The organism is Microvirga antarctica (assembly GCF_017921815.1).
Classification (GTDB): domain Bacteria; phylum Pseudomonadota; class Alphaproteobacteria; order Rhizobiales; family Beijerinckiaceae; genus Microvirga; species Microvirga antarctica.
Genome location: NZ_JAGEMM010000002.1, coordinates 317,467 through 333,269, shown reverse-complemented (window position 1 = coordinate 333,269; position 15,803 = coordinate 317,467). Strand labels below are relative to the sequence as shown.

Genomic DNA, 15,803 nt, shown 5'->3' with positions numbered 1-15,803 from the left:
CGTCCAATGGAACAGGGGGCGATGCGTTCCGAGCGGCTCGGGGATATCAGGCCTTGCGCTCCCACCTCCCGTTCTCGTCCTGCTGCCAGTAGGTCGCCTCGTGGCCGCCCTGCTTGACGGAGCGCCATTGATCGCGGGCAACCGCCAGCGCGCGGTCGTCGTCGCCGTCAAAGAGGATGGCGACGCGCTCATAGGCCCCGAGATCCGTCGGTAAGTCAGCGCTTTCCACGAGAAAGCGGATCGCAGCACCATTCGCATTGCCGGGCGACAGGGTGAGCAGGATGGGTTGCTCCTCCCCCAGAGGCTCCCGGTCGGTGCCGTGCGGCAGAAAGCTGTCGTCCGCAAATGTCCAGAGATGGTCGTCGAGGGCCGAAAGACGCTCGTCGGTCGTGGCCTGCACGACCGCCCGCCAGCCCCGCCCCAGTGTCTTCTGGAGCAGGGTCGGCAGGACCGCCTCGAGAGGCTGTCGCTGCAGGTGGTAGAAAAGGACGTCAGGCATGGGATCCCGTCCGGCCGAGGCCGGTCTTCCAGCCCTTATGCAGGGTCATGACCTGTCTCATCGCTCGTAATGGTCGTGGACCAGCCGGTCGAGGAGCCTCACGCCCCAGCCCGATGCCCAGCCCTTGTTCGTCTCGGTCTGGGGGGAACTCATGGCGGTTCCGGCAATGTCGAGATGCGCCCACGGCACATCGTTGACGAAGCGCTGCAGGAGAGCCGCCGCCGTGCTCGACCCGCCATAGCGCCCTGCCGCATTCTTCATGTCGGCGAATTTCGACTCGATCATCTTGTCGAATTCGGGACCGAGCGGCATCCGCCACACCCGTTCGCCGGTTTCGCGACCGGCTACGCTCAGGCGCTCGGCAAGTTCATCGTTGTTCGAGAACAGCCCGGCATATTCCTGCGCCAAAGCAACGAGGATGGCGCCAGTGAGCGTTGCCAGATTGATCATGAATGTCGGCTTGAAGCGGTCCTGCACGTACCAGAGGAGATCAGCCAGGACGAGGCGACCCTCGGCGTCGGTATTGATGATCTCGATGGTCTGGCCGGACATGGTCGTGACGATGTCGCCGGGACGCTGTGCATTCCCGTCCGGCATGTTCTCCACGAGGCCGATCGCGCCGACGACGTTGACCTTGGCCTTTCGGCTGGCCAAGGCGTGCATGAGTCCGACCACGCTGGCAGCGCCGGCCATGTCGCCCTTCATGTCTTCCATCCCGCCGCCCGGCTTGATGGAGATGCCGCCCGAATCGAAAACGACGCCCTTGCCCACGAAGGCGATAGGCGCGTCAGACGATTTGCCGCCATTCCACCGCATGATGGCGACGCGACTGCCGCGCGAGGAGCCCTGCCCCACCGCAAGCAGCGCCCGCATGCCGAGCTTTTCCATCGCTTTCTCGTGGAGAATCTCCACTTCGACGCCAAGCTTGCTCAGCGCTTCGGCGCGGGCGGCGAATTCCTTGGGTCCGAGCACGTTCGGCGGTTCGTTGACAAGGTCGCGGGCAAGCAGGACGCCTGACGCCACCCCATCCCTTAGCTTGTGCGCCTTCTTCGTGGCTGCCGGATCGGCGACCTGCAGGGTCAGCTTGGTGGGGCCGCCGGGCTTCTTGTCGTCCTTCTTGGTCTTGTAGCGGTCGAAATGGTAGGCGCGCAGGCGGGCGCCCATGACGAGGTCGGCGACGTTCTCGGGCGACGGGTTGACCCCCGGCAGATCCAGCACAAGGGTCGCCGCGCGCCCGGCCACCTTGGCTCCCACGACGCCGCCGAGCTGTGGATAATCGATTTTCTCGAGATCCTTCTCGCCGCCGATCCCAACGACGATGAGCCGGTCGGCCTGGATTCCCGCAGGGACCGGGATCGTCATGACCGCTTTGGATTTCCCGGTGAATTTTTCTGCCGCAGCCGCCTTTGCGAGCAGGCTCGCGGCCGGATGTCCAAGCCGCTTGGCCACGGCGGAGCTTGGCTTGAGGGTCTCACCGACGAAAATCACAAGATCCCCGCCTTCCAAATCGCCAAAAGGCTGGAAGTCGATTTTTAAGCTGTCGGCCATAAGATCCTCGTGCCTGTTGGGGTCCGGTCGCGCGCTGCGACGTTTCGGACATACAGCAATTCCCATCCGGGATCACGCGGGCTTTGCCGCGAAAGCGGCGCAATCGCAAGTTCTTGAGTGCCCTGCTTCCCGACGGGACGCGCGGTCGTCTTGCCTGACAAGATGTGACAGGGTACCGAAGTCCTCATGACACTGCTCGAGCGTTACATCTTCAAGATCTCGTTCACGGCCTTCGCCGCGTGTCTGCTTGCGCTCACCGGCGTGATCTGGATCACGCAGGCCCTGCGCGAACTGGACTTGCTGACCGGCAAGGGTCAGACGATCTTCATCTTCCTGACCGTGACGGGTTTGTCCCTTCCGGCTCTGATCAACGTGATCTCCCCCGTCGCGCTGTTTCTCGCGACCCTCTATGCGCTGAACAAGCTCAACGGCGATTCCGAACTAATTGTCATGAGCGCTGCCGGCATGTCGCCACAGCGGCTGATGCGGCCGTTCCTTGCCCTTGGGATCTTCGTGTCGGTGATCGTGGGCCTGATCACGATCTACATCATGCCGGCAAGCTTCCAGGAGATGCGCAATCTCGTCACCAAGATCAGGGCCGATTTCGTGGCCACCATGGCCAAGGAGGGACAGTTCATCACCCTCGATAACGGGATTACGTTCCATTACCGCGAGCGGTCGGGGGATGCCCTGCTGGGAATCTTCATGGAAGACCAGCGGGACAAGAACAAGGTCGTGGTCTATCTGGCCGAGCGGGGCCAGACGGTGGAATCGAACGGCACCGCCTATCTCGTGCTGGAACAGGGCAGCGTCCAGCGCAAGGAGGCCGACAGCAAGGACAGTTCGATCGTCGCTTTCGAGCGTTACGCGGTCGATCTGTCGGCCTTCAACCAGGAGGGCGGCGACATCGTCTACAAGCCCCGCGAACGCGGCACGACACAGCTCCTTTTTCCCGACAAGGACGAGTTTTTCTATCAGTTTCAGGAAGGTCGCTTCCGCGCGGAACTCCACGACAGGTTGTCCTCCTGGCTTTACCCGCTCGCCATGATGGCGATCGCCTTCGCGGCTTTGGGCGATGCCCGCACGACCCGGCAGGGACGCGGGGTGGCGATGGCTCTCGCGGTTCTGGCGGTTGTCGTGTTGCGGGTGGCGGGCTTTGCAGCCTCGAGCGCCGTGGTGCGCAGCTCCTGGGCGACCATCGGCGTCTACGGCGCACCGCTTCTGGCCATCACCATCTCGCTCATGCTGATCCTCCAGGGTGCGGCGATCCGAAAAGCCCGGTCGCGAATCGCAGCCATAGGCCGAGCGCTCATGCCGTCTCGCGCCGACCGCCTGCAGAAGGCTTGACGATGCTCATCGGCGCGACCCTCGGCGGGTATTTTTCCCGGCAATTCCTGAAGACGATCTTTCTCGTTTTCGCCACCGTCTTCTCCCTCGTCTACACCCTCGACTTCGTCGAGCTGATGCGGCGCGCCGGCGACGCGGAGAATGCCACCGCAGGCCTGATGGCGCAGCTGGCGTTGTTCCGTACACCGGCGATCGCCGAGCAGGTCATGCCGTTTGCGGTCCTGTTCGGCAGCATGGCCGCGCTGCTGCAGCTCAGCCGCAAGCTGGAACTGGTAATTGCCCGAGCGGCAGGGGTGTCTGCCTGGCAGTTCCTGCAGCCCGGCCTGTTCGTCGCCCTCGTCATCGGCGTTGGCTCGGTGGCGATCTACAACCCGGTTTCGGCGTTGCTGAAACAGCGGGCAGCGGAGCTTGAGACGCGGATCTTCTCCCGCACCCTGCAGACGAACGGCAAGCCGATCTGGCTGCGGCAGCGGAGCACCGACGGACAGGCCATTTTCCGCGCGGCCGGGTCGGTCAACGACACCACGACGATCACCGGCGTGACTGTCTACACGTTTACCAATACGGGCACGTTCACCCAGCGAATCGAGGCGCCGGAGGCCACCCTCCACGAGGGTTTCTGGTCACTGAAAAACGCCCGCGTTCTCACCGCCACGGAGCATCCCCAGACGTTCGAGCAATACGTCATTGCGTCGAATCTCGAGCCGTCCCAGGTCAGGCAGAGCTTCATCGATCCGGACGCCGTGCCCTTCTGGGATCTTAAAAGCACGATCGACAGGCTCGAGCGCGCCGACCTGAACACCACCGCCTACAGGTTGCATTACGACGTGCTCCTCGCACGGCCCCTTCTGTTCATTGCGATGGTGCTTGTGGCCGCTTCCGTTTCGTTAAGATTCTTTCGATTTGGTGGCGTGGCCATGATGGTTCTGGGTGGCGTGGCCGCTGGCTTCATGCTTTATGTCGCCACTGAGCTAATGGTGGAGCTTGGCGCCGCCGGCATCATCAGCTCGACAGTCGCCGCATGGCTTCCGGCGATTGTTGGAAGTCTGCTAGGAATACTTGCCCTGTTATACCAGGAGGACGGTTGATGCGCCTCGTGGTGAAGGCTTCGCGAGGAGTGAGGATGGACCGGATTAAGACAACGATCGCACCGTTTGCGGTCGCGATGGCGCTTTTCTGCGCCGTCGGGTCGACACCCGTGCTGTCCCAGGGCCTGAACTCCCTCATGAGCAACCAGGCCCAGTCGAAGACCGGCGAAAAAGACCGCCTGCTCGTCGACGCCAAGGAAATCGTCTACAACAACGACAAGAATACTATTTCTGCCTCAGGCGACGTCCAGCTCAACTATCAGGGCCGTTCCCTGCAGGCCGACAAGGTCATTTACGACCGCAATACCGGCCGGGTTTACGCCGAGGGCAATGCGAAGCTGACGGACGAGAAGGGCGCGGTCATGAACGCCGCCCGATTCGAGCTGACGGACGATTTCAAGAGCGGCTTCATCGATTCCCTGCGCCTGGTTCAGACCTCCGTCGATAACGGCGTGACCGTGACGACCCGTTTCTCCTCGCCACGGGCCGAGCGTTCCGAAGGCGAGACGACCACGTTCGAGCGCGGCACCTACACGGCCTGCGAGCCCTGTAAGGACCATCCCGAGAAGCCGCCCCTCTGGCAGGTGCGCGCGGCCAAGATTATCCACAACAACAGCGAGCAGACGATCTACTACGAGGACGCGACCCTCGAGATCCTCGGCCTGCCCGTCGCCTACATGCCGTATTTCTGGACCCCGGACCCCACGGTTAAACGGAAGACCGGCTTTCTGGCCCCCAATTACATCGTGTCAAACTCGCTCGGATACGGGGGATCGGTCCCGTTCTTCTGGGCAATCGCGCCGAATTACGACCTGACGCTCAACCCAACCTTCCTGAGCCGGCAGGGCCTGCTGGCGCAAGCCGAGTGGCGTCACCGGCTTGAGACAGGCGCCTACAACATCCGGGCAGCCGGGATTTTCCAGCGGGACGGCGACGCCTTCTTGAAATCCCCCTACGGAGCGGGTGACCGGGACTTCCGCGGCTCGCTCGAATCGGCCGGTATTTTCCATATCAACGAAAGATGGAAGTGGGGCTGGGACGTCGCCCTGCTCTCGGACAAGTGGTTCCTGCAAAACTACGGTGTGAAGAGCGAAAGCATCAACTCGATTTACATCAAGGAATCGATCTCGACGCTCTACCTTCAGGGCCAGGGCGACCGGTCGTTCTTCGACATGCGGGGTTACTACTTCCAGGGCCTCTCCACCACCGACTGGCAGAAGCAGCAGCCCGTCGTGCTTCCCGTCGTCGACTACAACAAGCGCATTACTCCATCGACGATCGGTGGCGAACTATCCATCGACGTCAACGTGACGAGCCTGTCGCGGCAGGCCGCTCAATATGAGCAGGTGCCCATCCCCACCGCAGCCCTGTTCGGCCTCTACGAGACCTGCAGCGTCTTCCAGGCCGGCAAATGCCTGGTCCGCGGCATCAGCGGGACGACCTCGCGCGCTTCCGTCAATGTGTCCTGGCGCCGGGAATTCATCGATCCGGCCGGGCAGGTCTGGACGCCCTTCGCCTTCTTCAAGGGCGACGCCTATAAAGTTTCGGCTGATTTCACCGGCTACCAGAACGCCCAGTTGTCCAACTTCTTCAGCGGCAACGACAATGTCGATTTCCGCGGCATGCCGGGCGTCGGGCTTGAATACCGCTTCCCGTTCGTGGGCACGATCGGCACCTCCGGCACCCAGACCCTGGAGCCGATTGCCCAGATCATCGCGCGCCCGAACGAGACGCTCATCGGCAAGGTGCCCAACGAGGATGCGCAAAGCCTCGTTTTCGAGGACACGTCCCTGTTCGAGTGGAACAAGTTCACCGGTTACGATCGCAGCGAGGGCGGCGTTCGCGCCAATGTGGGGCTGCAATACACCGTCACGGGCGCGAACGATTTCTACGCCAATGTGCTGTTCGGACAATCCTATCAGGTGGCAGGCAGGAACTCGTTCTCCAAGGCCGACTTCGTCAATACCGGTCTTGATTCGGGCCTCGATCAGACCCAGTCGGATTATGTTGGCCGGTTCCAGATCTCGCCCAATAGGAACTTCTCGTTCGTGACGCGCGGACGGTTCGATCATGAGGATTTCGGCCTCAACCGGATCGAGACCAGCGCGATCATGAACTTCAACCCCTACCTGCCGATCAGCACTTCGCTGACTTATGCGCGCTATGCGGCACAGCCGGAAATCGGGTTCGCGCGCCGCCGTGAGGGCGTATCCGCCTCGGCGACCTGGAGCATCACCCCTAACTGGTCGATTTCGGGCTCCGTCCTGCTCGATCTCGACCGTTATCTCCTTGCGCGGGACACCTATGCGGCCGCCTACGCCATCAACCCGGCGACAGCGGTCTATAACCGCCAGGACAGTGCCTACATCACGGGCATGAGCGTCGGGCTCGGCTACGTCGACGAGTGCACGACCTTCTCGGTGAGCTATACCGTGTCTCCCCGCGATATCGCCGTGACGTCCGGCGAAAAGGACAAGAACCAGACCGTGATGTTCCGGCTCGAGCTGCGGACACTCGGCGAGGTCGCCTTCAATCAGAACATCGGGACGGCGGCCTCCAACGACGGCGTTGCAGCGCAGTGATCTCTGACGGACGCAGTCCGCTCCTTCTTCTGACGCAGGGCGATCCGGCAGGGATAGGGCCTGAACTGACCCTGCGGGCCTGGATGGAGCGTCTGGATCTGGGAATAGCACCCTTCGCGGTGCTCACCGATCCTGACTATATCGCCTCTGTCGCTCGATCATTCGGCTGGAACATCCCGGTGGCAGTGGTCGGCCCGCAGGACGCAGCCGCGGCCTTCACCAACGCCCTGCCGGTGATCCCCCTCTCCACCACGGTCTCGGCGGAACCCGGGAAGCCAGATCCTCTGGCTGCTGCCTCCACCATCGAATCCATCGAGAGTGCCGTTGCCCTGGTGAGCAGCGGGCAGGCGGACGCCGTGGTGACCAACCCGATCTCGAAACATGTGTTGTATCAGGCAGGGTTTCCTCATCCCGGCCATACGGAATTCCTGGCGGCCCTTGCAAGCGCGCGGGCCGGGCATCCCGTCCACCCGGTCATGATGCTCTGGAGCGAGGAGCTGGCTGTCGTGCCGGTGACGGTTCACATTCCGCTGTCTGCGGTCTCATCTGCCCTGACCACGGCGCTGATCGTCGAGACGGGTCGGATCGTGGCGCGGGAGCTGAGGGAACGCTTCGGGCTGCATCGCCCCCGCCTCGCTGTCGCGGGCCTGAACCCGCATGCGGGCGAAAACGGCGCGATGGGCCAGGAAGATGACGCCATCATCGCACCGGCTGTCGAGATTCTGAGGGCCGAAGGCATCGACACCGTCGGGCCTCTTCCGGCCGACACGATGTTCCACGCCCGCGCCCGCAGCCGTTTCGATGCGGCGCTGGCGATGTATCACGATCAGGCGCTGATCCCGATCAAGACGCTGGCCTTCGACGAGGCCGTCAACATTACCCTCGGCCTGCCTTTTGTCCGGACCTCGCCGGATCATGGGACCGCGTTCGATATTGCGGGCAAGGGCGTCGCCCGTCCGGACAGCCTGATCGCCGCCCTGAAGCTCGCCGCCCGCCTCACCAGAAGGCCGTCCGCGTGAGCCGGATCGATGACCTTCCGCCGCTGCGGGACGTGGTGCGCGATCATGGCCTGCTGGCCAAGAAATCCCTCGGGCAGAACTTCCTGTTCGACCTCAACCTCACGAGCCGGATTGCCCGATCGGCAGGTCCCCTTACCGATTGTACGGTGATCGAAGTCGGGCCAGGACCAGGCGGGCTCACCCGGGCCATCCTGGCGGCTGGCGCCCGCAAGGTCATCGCCATCGAGCGCGACCCCCGTTGCCTTCCGGCGCTGGCACAGATCGCCGCGCATTACCCCGGCAGGCTCGAAGTCGTGGAGGCGGATGCGCTGACGTTCGATCCGCGCCCCCTCGTGCAGGACGCACCCGTCCGCATCATCTCCAACCTTCCCTACAATGTCGGCACAGCCCTGCTGACGGGCTGGATCACGACCGAGCCGTGGCCGCCCTGGTGGCTGTCGCTGACGCTGATGTTCCAGCGTGAGGTGGCTGAGCGCATTGTCGGCGACGAGAGCGATCCGCGGGATTACGGCCGGTTGGGCGTGCTGTGCGGCTGGCGGACCGAGGCGAGCATTCTGTTCGACGTGCCGCCATCCGCGTTCGTCCCGCCGCCGAAGATCACGTCGAGCGTGGTCCACCTGACCCCGAGGGCAGAGCCCCTGCCCTGTCGGCTGAAGGCCCTGGAAGCCGTCACCCGAGCGGCCTTCGGACAACGGCGCAAGATGCTGCGGCAGAGCCTGAAATCCATCGCGCCGCAGCCGGGGATCATCATTGCAGAGGCCGGGCTTCTCGAGACCAGCCGGGCCGAAGAGGTGCCAGTGGCAGGATTTGTTGCCCTCGCGAATGCCTATGACCGCTCGCGGGCGGAATAGGCGAAAACCTATTCGACGGCAGCCGACAGCAGGGTCTCGATAAATCCGCTCAATTCGACCTGACGCTCACGGCGCAGGCGCTCGGCCGCCAGAATCGCCTTCAGGTCGCTGAATGTCCGGTCGAGGTCGTCATTGACGAGGACGTAATCGTAGGCCTCCCATTGCGCGATCTCGTCACGCGCATTTCTCAGGCGTCGGGCAATGACATCGGGCAGATCCTCCGCGCGGCGCTCAAGCCGGGCTTTGAGTTCCTCCATGGACGGGGGGAGAATGAAGACGCTCACCACGTCCGAGCGCATTTTCTCGACGATCTGCTTAGTGCCCTGCCAGTCGATATCGAACATCACGTCCTCGCCGCGGGACAAGGCCTGCTCGACCGCCTTGCGCGGCGTGCCGTAGTAATTGCCGTGGACCTGGGCCCATTCCAGAAGATCGCCCCGGTCGCGTTTTTCCTCGAATTCCGCGACATTCTCCATGAAGGTGTAGTGGACGTTGTTGATCTCGGACGGACGCTTGTGCCGCGTGGTCACGGAGATGGAGAGCCTGATGCCGCGGTCCTCCCGCACCAGGTTGCGCGTCAGGGTGGATTTTCCCGCGCCGGACGGGGACGACAGGATGAGGAGGAGGCCACGTCGCTTCAAGGGCACCACTGTCGTCTCCATCACTCGACGTTTTGAACCTGCTCGCGGAATTGCTCGATAACCGCCTTCAGTTCAAGCCCGATCCGCGAGAGAGACACATCGTTGGCCTTTGCACACAAGGTATTGGCCTCGCGACCGAATTCCTGTGCGAGAAAATCGAGGCGCCGTCCAGCGGGACCGCCTTCGTCGAGGAGACCGATGGCTGCCTCCACATGGGCGCGAAGACGGTCGAGTTCCTCGCGGATATCGGCCCGACCGGCGATCAGCACGGCCTCCTGATGCAGCCGATCTGGATCCAGCGTGGCCTGGCCGGCAAAGAGCTGGCTGATCTGGGACTCCAGCCGCGCCCGAATGGCCTCCGGCTGCCGCGAGGGCGACGCCTCCGCGTCGTCAACGAGAGAGGCGACCAACGCGAGTTGCTGACGCAAAACGGTGGCGAGGGCTTGCCCTTCCCGCAGGCGAGCCTCTTTCAACGCGGCGAGCAGGCTGGCGACTCCGCCTTTGAGCGCCGGCGCGAGGTCAGGGTCCTGACCGGGTTCGATCGCCTCCTCGTCGAGCTCCACGACGCCCCGGATCGCCAACAGGCCATCAAGCGAGGCAGGACGCACGCTGGCGGGGAGGTCGAGTGTGGCCACAGCGTCGATGAGCGACCGCAGGATATCCGTGTTGACCCGCAAGCGCGGAGCCGATGTCGCCTTGCTGACGGAGAGGGTCAACTGGCCCTGCCCGCGGCTCAGGCCCTTCAGCATCAGGCCTCGGGCCTCCTCCCCCAGGCCATCGAGGCCGGTGGGTGTGCGTACGCGGATCTCGAGACCGCGGCCATTCACGGTCTTGATCTCCCAGGCCCATTGATAGGATCCGGTCACGCCCGCCTCGCGGGCAAAACCCGTCATGCTCGCAATCGACACGCGTCACCTCGAACGAAAGATAGGGAAAGCCGAACCTTAGTCCGGCGACCGTCCGGTCACAAGCAGCCGGGTCCACCCCACGCGGGCGATCAGGGCTGTTTCAGCGCCGGCACATTCTTGGGGGTGGTCAGGTCGAAGGACTTGTTCTTGAGCGGGTCTTTCGCCGTCCCCTCGCTGGCGTCGAACCCTCTCGGCCTGCCGGTGCGCGGCAGGCTTCCGTCCTGCGCCACCGCCCCGGCGGGGGTCAGCTGGCTACGGCTGTCCGGGTCCGGCTCGGTTCGATCGACGGCATTGTCGTCCGGCGCAGCCTTGGCCTTCTCAAGCTGGCGCCAGCGGGTGACGTTGCGCAAATGCTGGTCATAGGTTTCGGCAAAGGCGTGTCCGCCTGAGCCATCCGCGACGAAATACAGGTCCTTCGTCCGCGACGGGTTGGCGACGGCCTCGAGAGCGGCCCGGCCCGGATTGGCGATCGGGCCCGGCGGCAGACCCTCGATCACGTAGGTGTTGTAGGGAGTCGCACTCTCGATCTCGCTGCGCATGATCCCCCGGCCGAGGGTTCCCTTGCCGCCCACCAGCCCGTAGACGATCGTCGGGTCCGATTGCAGTTTCATGCGCTTCATGAGGCGGTTGATGAACACGCCGGCGACGCGGGTGCGCTCGTCGGCACGGCCGGTTTCCTTCTCGACAATGGACGCCAGAATCACGAGTTCCTGCGCGGTCTTCACAGGCAGTTCGGGCGAGCGTCGCTGCCAGATCTGCGCCAGCGCCTGCCGATGGGCGGCCTGCATGGCGTTGACGATCTGCTGCCGGGTCATGCCACGCTCGAACTTGTAGGTATCGGGCAGGACGGTGCCCTCGCGCGGCGTCTCGGCGATCTCGCCGGTGAGAATGTCGTTGTCGAACAGGCGCGACATGATCTGTTCGCTCGTCAGACCCTCGGGAATCGTGATCGAGTGCAGGATCGCCTTGCCCTCCACGAGGGTGTCGATGGCGGATTCGATGCTCGTTCCGGCTTTGAACTGGAACTCGCCGGCTTTCAGCTGACCGCGCCGCCGATTGAGGAGCGCATAGGTCTCGAACAACATGGGTTGGGTTATGACGCCCTCGCGCCGGAGGATGTCGGCGATCTCGTTCGTGCCGGTGTTGCGCGGAATGACCACGACCTTCTCGGTCTGAAGCGGCCCCGGGGCCGTCACCTCCCGCTCCAGGACGCTGAAGCCGAACACCACCGCGATCGCGATGGCGACAAAAAGGGTCAACAATCCGCTGGCAACCGACAACATGCCACCGCGCTTGCGGCGGATGCGGGGCGGTGGCGGGGGCGCAGCCATGGGCTTGATCGCCTCGCTCGGGGAACGCGGCGAAAGACGCGGTTGCTGCTCCTCTGCCTGCGATTCGGGCGAGTTGAGAAGAGTCTGCTTTTTTCTGCCGAACATCACTGCGCTTTTCTGGTGTCGACAACGCGTCGCCGTCTGTCGAACACCCTAAGAGGGATTATGGCGAAAAGCCGTAACGTCGCTCCACGATCCTCAAGATAACCGGATCCTCAAGATAACCGGATCCTCAAGATAACTGGATCCTCAAGATAACTGGATCCTCAAGATAACCGAATCTTTAAGGGAACCGAAACCTCAAGAGACACGCCGGAAGATCACTGACGCATTGGTGCCGCCGAACCCGAACGAGTTCGACAGGGCCACATTGACCTCCTTGCGTTTGGCAACATGCGGCACAAGGTCAATCACGGTGTCGACGGACGGGTTGTCGAGATTGAGCGTCGGCGGGATCATGCCGTCCCTGATCGCCAGCATGGAGAAGATCGCCTCGATCGCGCCCGCCGCCCCCAGCAGGTGGCCCACGGCAGACTTGGTCGACGACATGGTGAGCGTCGCAGCGGCATCCCCGACGACGCGCTCGACCGCCTTGAGCTCAAGTTCGTCGCCGAGGGGCGTCGAGGTGCCATGGGCGTTCACATAGTCGATCTCGGACGGCGCGATGCCGGCCCGTTTGATGGCTGCCTGCATGCAACGGAACGCCCCATCCCCGTCTTCGGCTGGCGATGTGATGTGGAAGGCATCGCCCGACATGCCATAGCCGATCACCTCGGCATACATTTTCGCCCCACGGGCCTTGGCATGCCCGTACTCTTCCAGCACGACCATGCCCGCGCCCTCGCCCATGACGAAGCCGTCACGGTCCTTGTCATAGGGACGGGAGGCCCGGGTCGGGTCGTCGTTGAAGCCGGTCGACAGGGCCCGGCAGGCCGCAAACCCTGCAATGGACAGGCGGTTGATGGGCGATTCGGTGCCCCCCGCCACCATCACGTCGGCATCGCCGAGGCCGACGAGGCGGGCCGCGTCGCCGATGGCGTGGGAGCCGGTCGAGCAGGCGGTAACGACCGCGTGGTTCGGTCCCTTGAGACCGTGGGCGATCGAAACGTAGCCGCCCGCCAGATTGATCAGGCGGCCAGGAATGAAAAACGGAGAAATGCGGCGCGGCCCGCGCTCGATCAGGGTCGCCGAGGCCTCATAGATGCCGCCGATGCCGCCGATGCCGGAGCCGATGAGGACGCCGGATGCGCATTGATCCTCGTAGGTGGTGGGGTTCCAGCCCGCATCGTCGAGGGCCTGGGTGGCGGCCGCCATCGCGTAGACGATGAAGGGATCGACCTTGCGCTGCTCCTTGGGCTCCATCCACTGGTCGGGCGCAAAGGTGCCGTCCGTGCCATCTCCGAGGGGGATCTGGCAGGCGATCTGGCAGGCGAGGTCGTCGATCCTGAAACCTTCGATTCGGTTGGCGCCGCTCCGGCCCTCCAGAAGACGCGACCAAGTCGGCTCGACCCCGCAACCGAGCGGAGTGACCATGCCGAGACCCGTGACAACGACCCGCCTCATGCTGATTCCTGCCCTTTGGCGCATGTCAGCGAAAAGTTGCGCGACCTTCCGATGAACACCATGCCCAAGATGATGATGGGAAGCGGGCTATCGACGGCCGAACGTGCGGTGCGACCGGAACGCGCTCCAGACGAAAATCGGGCGCCGAACCTCAAGGTCCGGCGCCCGAGGGCGTGATTACGCCGCGTTCTTCTCAAGAAACTTGATCGCGTCACCCACCGTTACGATGGTCTCTGCGGCATCGTCGGGGATTTCGACGTTGAACTCTTCTTCGAACGCCATGACGAGCTCGACGGTGTCAAGGCTGTCCGCGCCCAAGTCATCGATGAAGTTCGCATTGTCGACCACCTTATCGGCCTCTACGCCCAGGTGCTCGACAACGATCTTCTTCACGCGATCAGCGACGTCACTCATCGTTTTTTCCTCAGTGGCTGCCGCCTCAGGATAGGGCGGTTGAAAATGGAAACTCAGATCAGCTGCTCAGCTGAGAACGCTGGAACGACTGCCTTGTGCCGTGCAAAGCCGCATTTTTCAGCGCCGGTCAACCCCTCCGACCCGAACTGGACCATGATTAACACAAGCGTATCGGCTCTGGCGAGGGGCGCGAAACGGATCGCAGGATGATTCCGCAATTGCCCCCAAGACCTTCTAGAACATGGCCATTCCGCCGTTGATATGCAGGGTCTGGCCGGTCATGTAGGCGGCTTCGGAGGAGGCGAGATAAACCACGGAGGCCGCGATTTCATCGCCCTGCCCAAGGCGTCCCATGGGAATCGTCGTCAGGATGGCGTCGCGCTGCTTCTCGTTGAGAGCGTCCGTCATCGGCGAACCGATGAAGCCGGGAGCGACGCAATTGACCGTGATGTTGCGGCTGGCAACCTCCGCCCCGAGCGCCTTGGTCATCCCCACGAGGCCTGCCTTTGACGCCGCGTAATTCGCCTGTCCGGGGTTCCCTGTCGCCCCTACGACCGAACCGATATTGACGATGCGCCCGTATCGGCGGCGCATCATGCCCTTGACGGCTGCGCGGGAGAGGCGGAAGGCCGCCGTGAGATTGACGGTCAGCACCGTCTCCCACTCCTCGTCCTTCATGCGCATAAACAGGTTGTCGCGGGTCACGCCCGCATTGTTGACCAGGATGTCGAGACCCTCCATGGCCAATTCCGCAGCCGGAACAAGAGCTTCGACCGAATCCTTGTCGGCGAGATTCGCCTCCGCCACATGGACCCGTTCGCCGAGTTCCGCAGCGAGCGCGTCAAGGGCGCTCCGACGGGTCCCGGACAGCATGACGGTCGCGCCCTGGGCATGAAGCGCCCGCGCAATCGCGCCGCCAATGCCGCCTGTCGCGCCGGTCACCAGAGCCTTCCGGCCAGTGAGATCGAACATGATGATGTGTCCTTACCCTTGAAGAGAGGCCGCGAAGGCGGCGACGTCGTCCGGCGTCCCGATCACGCTTGCGGCGGCGCCGGGCGCAATGCGTTTCGCGAGTCCGGTCAGAACCTTGCCCGACCCAACCTCATAAAATGATTCAACGCCCTGGGCTGCCATGAAGGCAACGCTCTCGCGCCAGCGCACGGTGCCTGTCACCTGACGCACAAGGCCATCGCGGATGGCGTCGGGATCCGTCACCGGCCCGGCGGTGACGTTCGACACCAGGGGGACGACGGGGACGTTGACCGTCACGCCGGCGAGCGCCGCGCGCATCGCGTCCGCGGCCGGCTGCATGAGCGCGCAGTGGAATGGCGCCGAGACGGCGAGCATGATGGCGCGTTTGGCGCCGCGCTCCTGCGCGATGCGGATCGCCCGTTCGACCGCCGCCTTGTTGCCGGACACGACCACCTGCGCGCCGCCATTGTCGTTGGCGGCATCGCACACCTCGCCTTCGCGGGCGGCTATCGCCACCTCGAGAGCGGCGTCGTATTCCAGCCCGAGCAGCGCCGCCATAGCCCCCTCGCCGACCGGGACCGCGCCCTGCATGGCGTTGCCACGGATGCGCAGGAGACGCGCCGTGTCCCCGATCGACAGGCTGCCAGCGGCGGCAAGCGCTGAATATTCGCCAAGCGAGTGTCCCGCCACAAAGGTCGCGTGGCGTTTGAGATCGAGACCGGCTTCGGCTTCCAGCACCCGCATGGCCGCAAGGCTGACTGCCATCAGGGCCGGCTGGGTGTTGGCCGTCAGCGTCAGGTCCTCGGCCGGACCCTCCCACATGACCGCCGACAGTTTCTGGGAGAGCGCTTCGTCGACTTCGTCGAAGACGGCTCTCGCTTGCGGAAAAGCATCGGCGAGCGCCTTGCCCATCCCGACAACCTGACTTCCCTGACCCGGAAATACGAATGCGCGTTTCATGCGGGACCGCCCTCTGAAGGAGAAAACCGGGCGGGACTCGCACTCCGGGAAGAGGGAGTCAAGGCAACGCGACCGGGTCG

Annotated in this window: 14 protein-coding genes; 5 read left to right on the top strand and 9 right to left on the bottom strand. The window is 63.7% G+C overall.

All coding sequences use genetic code 11. The features are described 5' to 3' along the window. Window positions 1-46: 46 nt before the first annotated feature. Entirely contained in the window at window positions 47-499 is a 453-nt protein-coding gene (locus J4G32_RS08925; protein WP_210485915.1) for a DNA polymerase III subunit chi, read from the bottom strand. A gap of 57 nt (window positions 500-556) precedes the next feature. Then, on the bottom strand, window positions 557-2,047 hold the full coding sequence (locus tag J4G32_RS08920) for a leucyl aminopeptidase (RefSeq protein ID WP_210485913.1): 1,491 nt from the start codon (window positions 2,045-2,047) through the stop codon (window positions 557-559). 186 nt (window positions 2,048-2,233) lie between these two features. On the opposite strand from J4G32_RS08920, the gene lptF reads away from it, so the two are divergent. The 5 genes from lptF to rsmA are packed head-to-tail and all read left to right on the top strand — an operon-like array spanning window position 2,234 to window position 8,934. Continuing rightward, window positions 2,234-3,394, top strand: a complete 1,161-nt coding sequence (gene lptF / locus J4G32_RS08915; protein WP_210485911.1) for an LPS export ABC transporter permease LptF — start codon at window positions 2,234-2,236, stop codon at window positions 3,392-3,394. 2 nt (window positions 3,395-3,396) lie between these two features. Beyond that, on the top strand, window positions 3,397-4,482 hold the full coding sequence (lptG, locus tag J4G32_RS08910) for an LPS export ABC transporter permease LptG (RefSeq protein ID WP_210491120.1): 1,086 nt from the start codon (window positions 3,397-3,399) through the stop codon (window positions 4,480-4,482). Window positions 4,483-4,517: 35 nt separating this feature from the next. Further along, window positions 4,518-7,064, top strand: coding sequence for an LPS-assembly protein LptD (locus tag J4G32_RS08905; RefSeq protein WP_246504926.1), 2,547 nt, complete (start codon window positions 4,518-4,520; stop codon window positions 7,062-7,064). After that, a complete protein-coding gene (pdxA, locus tag J4G32_RS08900; RefSeq protein WP_343232618.1) occupies window positions 7,061-8,083 on the top strand; it encodes a 4-hydroxythreonine-4-phosphate dehydrogenase PdxA in 1,023 nt (340 codons plus the stop codon). Before J4G32_RS08905 ends, pdxA begins: the two co-directional genes overlap by 4 nt. After that, window positions 8,080-8,934: a 16S rRNA (adenine(1518)-N(6)/adenine(1519)-N(6))-dimethyltransferase RsmA gene (gene rsmA / locus J4G32_RS08895; protein ID WP_210485907.1), complete on the top strand. Its 855-nt coding sequence runs from the start codon at window positions 8,080-8,082 to the stop codon at window positions 8,932-8,934. The genes pdxA and rsmA overlap by 4 nt, the downstream gene beginning before the upstream one ends. A gap of 8 nt (window positions 8,935-8,942) precedes the next feature. On the opposite strand, the gene gmk is transcribed toward rsmA, so the two are convergent. The 7 genes from gmk to fabD all read right to left on the bottom strand — a co-directional run bounded on the left by gmk (window position 8,943) and on the right by fabD (window position 15,723). Further along, on the bottom strand, window positions 8,943-9,599 hold the full coding sequence (gene gmk, locus J4G32_RS08890; RefSeq protein WP_210485905.1) for a guanylate kinase: 657 nt from the start codon (window positions 9,597-9,599) through the stop codon (window positions 8,943-8,945). Next, window positions 9,596-10,483: a YicC/YloC family endoribonuclease gene (locus J4G32_RS08885; RefSeq protein ID WP_343232617.1), complete on the bottom strand. Its 888-nt coding sequence runs from the start codon at window positions 10,481-10,483 to the stop codon at window positions 9,596-9,598. The genes gmk and J4G32_RS08885 overlap by 4 nt, the downstream gene beginning before the upstream one ends. Window positions 10,484-10,572: 89 nt before the next feature. Continuing rightward, window positions 10,573-11,919, bottom strand: a complete 1,347-nt coding sequence (mltG, locus tag J4G32_RS08880) for an endolytic transglycosylase MltG (RefSeq protein ID WP_210485903.1) — start codon at window positions 11,917-11,919, stop codon at window positions 10,573-10,575. Window positions 11,920-12,114: 195 nt separating this feature from the next. Next, on the bottom strand, window positions 12,115-13,377 hold the full coding sequence (gene fabF / locus J4G32_RS08875) for a beta-ketoacyl-ACP synthase II (protein WP_210485901.1): 1,263 nt from the start codon (window positions 13,375-13,377) through the stop codon (window positions 12,115-12,117). Between the two features lie 177 nt (window positions 13,378-13,554). After that, on the bottom strand, window positions 13,555-13,791 hold the full coding sequence (locus tag J4G32_RS08870) for an acyl carrier protein (RefSeq protein WP_150946458.1): 237 nt from the start codon (window positions 13,789-13,791) through the stop codon (window positions 13,555-13,557). Between the two features lie 234 nt (window positions 13,792-14,025). Then, window positions 14,026-14,763 carry a 3-oxoacyl-[acyl-carrier-protein] reductase gene (gene fabG / locus J4G32_RS08865; protein WP_210485898.1) on the bottom strand — a complete coding sequence of 246 codons (738 nt, stop codon included), beginning with the start codon at window positions 14,761-14,763 and terminating at the stop codon, window positions 14,026-14,028. A 12-nt stretch (window positions 14,764-14,775) separates the two neighbouring features. Beyond that, window positions 14,776-15,723 carry an ACP S-malonyltransferase gene (gene fabD, locus J4G32_RS08860; protein WP_210485896.1) on the bottom strand — a complete coding sequence of 316 codons (948 nt, stop codon included), beginning with the start codon at window positions 15,721-15,723 and terminating at the stop codon, window positions 14,776-14,778. Between the last annotated feature and the right edge of the window lie 80 nt (window positions 15,724-15,803).